General features: G+C 51.5%; 11 tRNA genes and 3 rRNA genes (2 of these 14 only partly in view). All 14 read left to right on the top strand.

Annotated features, from left to right (window positions below):
• Nucleotides 1–24, top strand: a tRNA-Ile gene (locus SCI76_RS13920) (it extends 53 nt beyond the left edge of the window).
• A gap of 17 nt (nt 25–41) precedes the next feature.
• Nucleotides 42–117 (top strand) — tRNA-Ala (locus SCI76_RS13915).
• 108 nt (nt 118–225) lie between these two features.
• A 23S ribosomal RNA gene (locus SCI76_RS13910) occupies nt 226–3,161 on the top strand.
• A gap of 108 nt (nt 3,162–3,269) precedes the next feature.
• Nucleotides 3,270–3,385: ribosomal RNA gene (gene rrf, locus SCI76_RS13905) — 5S ribosomal RNA — on the top strand.
• A gap of 9 nt (nt 3,386–3,394) precedes the next feature.
• Nucleotides 3,395–3,470: transfer RNA gene (locus tag SCI76_RS13900), tRNA-Val, on the top strand.
• Between the two features lie 3 nt (nt 3,471–3,473).
• Nucleotides 3,474–3,549: transfer RNA gene (locus SCI76_RS13895), tRNA-Thr, on the top strand.
• A 7-nt stretch (nt 3,550–3,556) separates the two neighbouring features.
• A tRNA-Lys gene (locus tag SCI76_RS13890) sits at nt 3,557–3,632 on the top strand.
• 13 nt (nt 3,633–3,645) lie between these two features.
• A tRNA-Leu gene (locus SCI76_RS13885) sits at nt 3,646–3,727 on the top strand.
• 23 nt (nt 3,728–3,750) lie between these two features.
• Nucleotides 3,751–3,825, top strand: a tRNA-Gly gene (locus SCI76_RS13880).
• A gap of 14 nt (nt 3,826–3,839) precedes the next feature.
• Nucleotides 3,840–3,928 (top strand) — tRNA-Leu (locus tag SCI76_RS13875).
• 9 nt (nt 3,929–3,937) lie between these two features.
• Nucleotides 3,938–4,014, top strand: a tRNA-Arg gene (locus SCI76_RS13870).
• Nucleotides 4,015–4,018: 4 nt separating this feature from the next.
• A tRNA-Pro gene (locus SCI76_RS13865) sits at nt 4,019–4,095 on the top strand.
• 5 nt (nt 4,096–4,100) lie between these two features.
• A tRNA-Ala gene (locus SCI76_RS13860) sits at nt 4,101–4,176 on the top strand.
• An 85-nt stretch (nt 4,177–4,261) separates the two neighbouring features.
• A 16S ribosomal RNA gene (locus tag SCI76_RS13855) occupies nt 4,262–5,000 on the top strand; it runs 813 nt beyond the window's last position.

Below are 5,000 nucleotides of genomic sequence, written 5' to 3'. Positions count from 1 at the left end.
GTTCGAGTCCACTTAGGCCCACCATATATATTTAAACGAATGGGGCCTTAGCTCAGCTGGGAGAGCGCCTGCCTTGCACGCAGGAGGTCAGCGGTTCGATCCCGCTAGGCTCCACCAATTGTTCTTTGAAAACTAGATAACAGTAATTGCTGAGGAAAAGTGAAACTTTTCTTTAATCAAACCAATAAATAACACAACATTATGTTGTACCATTTATTCGCTAATGGTTAAGTTAGAAAGGGCGCACGGTGAATGCCTTGGCACTAGGAGCCGATGAAGGACGGGACTAACACCGATATGCTTCGGGGAGCTGTAAGTGAGCTTTGATCCGGAGATTTCCGAATGGGGAAACCCACTGTTCGTAATGGAACAGTATCTTTATCTGAATACATAGGATATTGAAGGCAGACCCGGGGAACTGAAACATCTAAGTACCCGGAGGAAGAGAAAGCAAATGCGATTTCCTGAGTAGCGGCGAGCGAAACGGAATTAGCCCAAACCAAGAGGCTTGCCTCTTGGGGTTGTAGGACACTCTATACGGAGTTACAAAGGAACGAAGTAAATGAAGCGACCTGGAAAGGTCCGTCGAAGAAGGTAACAACCCTGTAGTTGAAACTTCGTTCCCTCTTGAGTGGATCCTGAGTACGGCGGAACACGTGAAATTCCGTCGGAAGCTGGGAGGACCATCTCCCAAGGCTAAATACTACCTAGTGACCGATAGTGAACCAGTACCGTGAGGGAAAGGTGAAAAGCACCCCGGAAGGGGAGTGAAAGAGATCCTGAAACCGTGTGCCTACAAGTAGTCAGAGCCCGTTAACGGGTGATGGCGTGCCTTTTGTAGAATGAACCGGCGAGTTACGATCCCATGCAAGGTTAAGCTGATAAGGCGGAGCCGTAGCGAAAGCGAGTCTGAATAGGGCGTTTAGTATGTGGTTGTAGACCCGAAACCAGGTGATCTACCCATGTCCAGGGTGAAGTTCAGGTAACACTGAATGGAGGCCCGAACCCACGCACGTTGAAAAGTGCGGGGATGAGGTGTGGGTAGCGGAGAAATTCCAATCGAACCTGGAGATAGCTGGTTCTCTCCGAAATAGCTTTAGGGCTAGCCTCATGTTGTGAGAGTCTTGGAGGTAGAGCACTGATTGGACTAGGGGCCCCCAACGGGTTACCGAATTCAGTCAAACTCCGAATGCCAAAGACTTATCCATGGGAGTCAGACTGCGAGTGATAAGATCCGTAGTCAAAAGGGAAACAGCCCAGACCACCAGCTAAGGTCCCCAAGTATACGTTAAGTGGAAAAGGATGTGGAGTTGCTTAGACAACCAGGATGTTGGCTTAGAAGCAGCCACCATTTAAAGAGTGCGTAATAGCTCACTGGTCGAGTGACTCTGCGCCGAAAATGTACCGGGGCTAAACGTATCACCGAAGCTGTGGATTGACATCTTTGATGTCAGTGGTAGGAGAGCGTTCTAAGTGCTGTGAAGTCAGACCGTAAGGACTGGTGGAGCGCTTAGAAGTGAGAATGCCGGTATGAGTAGCGAAAGACAAGTGAGAATCTTGTCCACCGAATGCCTAAGGTTTCCTGAGGAAGGCTCGTCCGCTCAGGGTTAGTCGGGACCTAAGCCGAGGCTGAAAAGCGTAGGCGATGGCCAACAGGTTGATATTCCTGTACCACCTCCCCGCCGTTTGAGTAATGGGGGGACGCAGTAGGATAGGGTAAGCGCGCTGCTGGATATGCGCGTTCAAGCAGTTAGGCTGATGAGTAGGCAAATCCGCTCATCATAAAGGCTGAGCTGTGATGACGAGGGAATTATAGTACCGAAGTTCCTGATTCCACACTGCCAAGAAAAGCCTCTAGCGAGGCGGGAGGTGCCCGTACCGCAAACCGACACAGGTAGGCGAGGAGAGAATCCTAAGGTGATCGAGAGAACTCTCGTTAAGGAACTCGGCAAAATGACCCCGTAACTTCGGGAGAAGGGGTGCTCTGGTAGGGTGTATAGCCCGAGAGAGCCGCAGTGAATAGGCCCAGGCGACTGTTTAGCAAAAACACAGGTCTCTGCGAAGCCGCAAGGCGAAGTATAGGGGCTGACGCCTGCCCGGTGCTGGAAGGTTAAGAGGAGGGGTTATCCTTTGGGAGAAGCTCTGAATCGAAGCCCCAGTAAACGGCGGCCGTAACTATAACGGTCCTAAGGTAGCGAAATTCCTTGTCGGGTAAGTTCCGACCCGCACGAAAGGCGTAACGATCTGGGCACTGTCTCAACGAGAGACTCGGTGAAATTATAGTACCTGTGAAGATGCAGGTTACCCGCGACAGGACGGAAAGACCCCGTGGAGCTTTACTGTAGCCTGATATTGAATTTTGGTACAGCTTGTACAGGATAGGTAGGAGCCTGAGAAGCCGGAGCGCTAGCTTCGGTGGAGGCGTCGGTGGGATACTACCCTGGCTGTATTGAAATTCTAACCCGCGGCCCTGATCGGGCCGGGAGACAGTGTCAGGTGGGCAGTTTGACTGGGGCGGTCGCCTCCTAAAATGTAACGGAGGCGCCCAAAGGTTCCCTCAGAATGGTTGGAAATCATTCGTAGAGTGTAAAGGCACAAGGGAGCTTGACTGCGAGACCTACAAGTCGAGCAGGGACGAAAGTCGGGCTTAGTGATCCGGTGGTTCCGCATGGAAGGGCCATCGCTCAACGGATAAAAGCTACCCCGGGGATAACAGGCTTATCTCCCCCAAGAGTCCACATCGACGGGGAGGTTTGGCACCTCGATGTCGGCTCATCGCATCCTGGGGCTGTAGTCGGTCCCAAGGGTTGGGCTGTTCGCCCATTAAAGCGGTACGCGAGCTGGGTTCAGAACGTCGTGAGACAGTTCGGTCCCTATCCGTCGTGGGCGTAGGAAATTTGAGAGGAGCTGTCCTTAGTACGAGAGGACCGGGATGGACACACCGCTGGTGTACCAGTTGTCTTGCCAAAGGCATCGCTGGGTAGCTATGTGTGGACGGGATAAGTGCTGAAAGCATCTAAGCATGAAGCCCCCCTCAAGATGAGATTTCCCATAGCGCAAGCTAGCAAGATCCCTGAAAGATGATCAGGTTGATAGGTCAGAGGTGGAAGCGTGGCGACATGTGTAGCTGACTGATACTAATCGATCGAGGACTTAACCAAACTTTAAAAGCGTAAGCTTTACTCAGCAACCTGTTATCTAGTTTTGAAAGAACAAAACTTTTCAAAAAAGTCTTGCTTTCTTTTTTAAATCATGTATAATATAATATGTCTGGTGGCGATAGCGAAGAGGTCACACCCGTTCCCATACCGAACACGGAAGTTAAGCTCTTTAGCGCCAATGGTAGTTGGGACTTTGTCCCTGTGAGAGTAGGACGTTGCCAGGCTTTTATATCGGAGGATTAGCTCAGCTGGGAGAGCACCTGCCTTACAAGCAGGGGGTCGGCGGTTCGATCCCGTCATCCTCCACCATTTGCCGGTGTAGCTCAACTGGTAGAGCAACTGACTTGTAATCAGTAGGTTGGGGGTTCAAGTCCTCTTGCCGGCACCAGTTTTTCGAGCCATTAGCTCAGTTGGTAGAGCATCTGACTTTTAATCAGAGGGTCGAAGGTTCGAGTCCTTCATGGCTCACCATTTATATTCACACGCGGGTGTGGCGGAATTGGCAGACGCGCTAGACTTAGGATCTAGTGTCTTACGACGTGGGGGTTCAAGTCCCTTCACCCGCATCTTTACTTAATTTCATATATGTGCGGAAGTAGTTCAGTGGTAGAACACCACCTTGCCAAGGTGGGGGTCGCGAGTTCGAACCTCGTCTTCCGCTCCACATATATAAGTCCTGCCGGGGTGGTGGAATTGGCAGACACACAGGACTTAAAATCCTGCGGTAGGTGACTACCGTGCCGGTTCAAGTCCGGCCCTCGGCACCATTTTAATAAGCGCCCGTAGCTCAATTGGATAGAGCGTTTGACTACGGATCAAAAGGTTAGGGGTTCGACTCCTCTCGGGCGCGCCATAAACGGGAAGTAGCTCAGCTTGGTAGAGCACTTGGTTTGGGACCAAGGGGTCGCAGGTTCGAATCCTGTCTTCCCGACCATTTATGGGGCCTTAGCTCAGCTGGGAGAGCGCCTGCCTTGCACGCAGGAGGTCAGCGGTTCGATCCCGCTAGGCTCCACCAATCGGAATTTTGAACTTTGAAAACTGAACAAAGCGACAAACGTCAACGTTAATTTTTATTTTTTAAATTGAGCAAGTCAAACATTTCTTCGGAGAGTTTGATCCTGGCTCAGGATGAACGCTGGCGGCGTGCCTAATACATGCAAGTCGAGCGAACTGATTAGAAGCTTGCTTCTAAGACGTTAGCGGCGGACGGGTGAGTAACACGTGGGCAACCTGCCTGTAAGACTGGGATAACTTCGGGAAACCGAAGCTAATACCGGATAGGATCTTCTCCTTCATGGGAGATGATTGAAAGATGGTTTCGGCTATCACTTACAGATGGGCCCGCGGTGCATTAGCTAGTTGGTGAGGTAACGGCTCACCAAGGCAACGATGCATAGCCGACCTGAGAGGGTGATCGGCCACACTGGGACTGAGACACGGCCCAGACTCCTACGGGAGGCAGCAGTAGGGAATCTTCCGCAATGGACGAAAGTCTGACGGAGCAACGCCGCGTGAGTGATGAAGGCTTTCGGGTCGTAAAACTCTGTTGTTAGGGAAGAACAAGTACGAGAGTAACTGCTCGTACCTTGACGGTACCTAACCAGAAAGCCACGGCTAACTACGTGCCAGCAGCCGCGGTAATACGTAGGTGGCAAGCGTTATCCGGAATTATTGGGCGTAAAGCGCGCGCAGGCGGTTTCTTAAGTCTGATGTGAAAGCCCACGGCTCAACCGTGGAGGGTCATTGGAAACTGGGCAACTTGAGTGCAGAAGAGAAAAGCGGAATTCCACGTGTAGCGGTGAAATGCGTAGAGATGTGGAGGAACACCAGTGGCGAAGG

It is taken from the genome of Priestia sp. HNGD-A6 (assembly GCF_045784335.1).
Lineage (GTDB): Bacteria > Bacillota > Bacilli > Bacillales > Bacillaceae_H > Priestia > Priestia zanthoxyli.
This window is presented reverse-complemented; position numbering and strand designations above follow the sequence as displayed.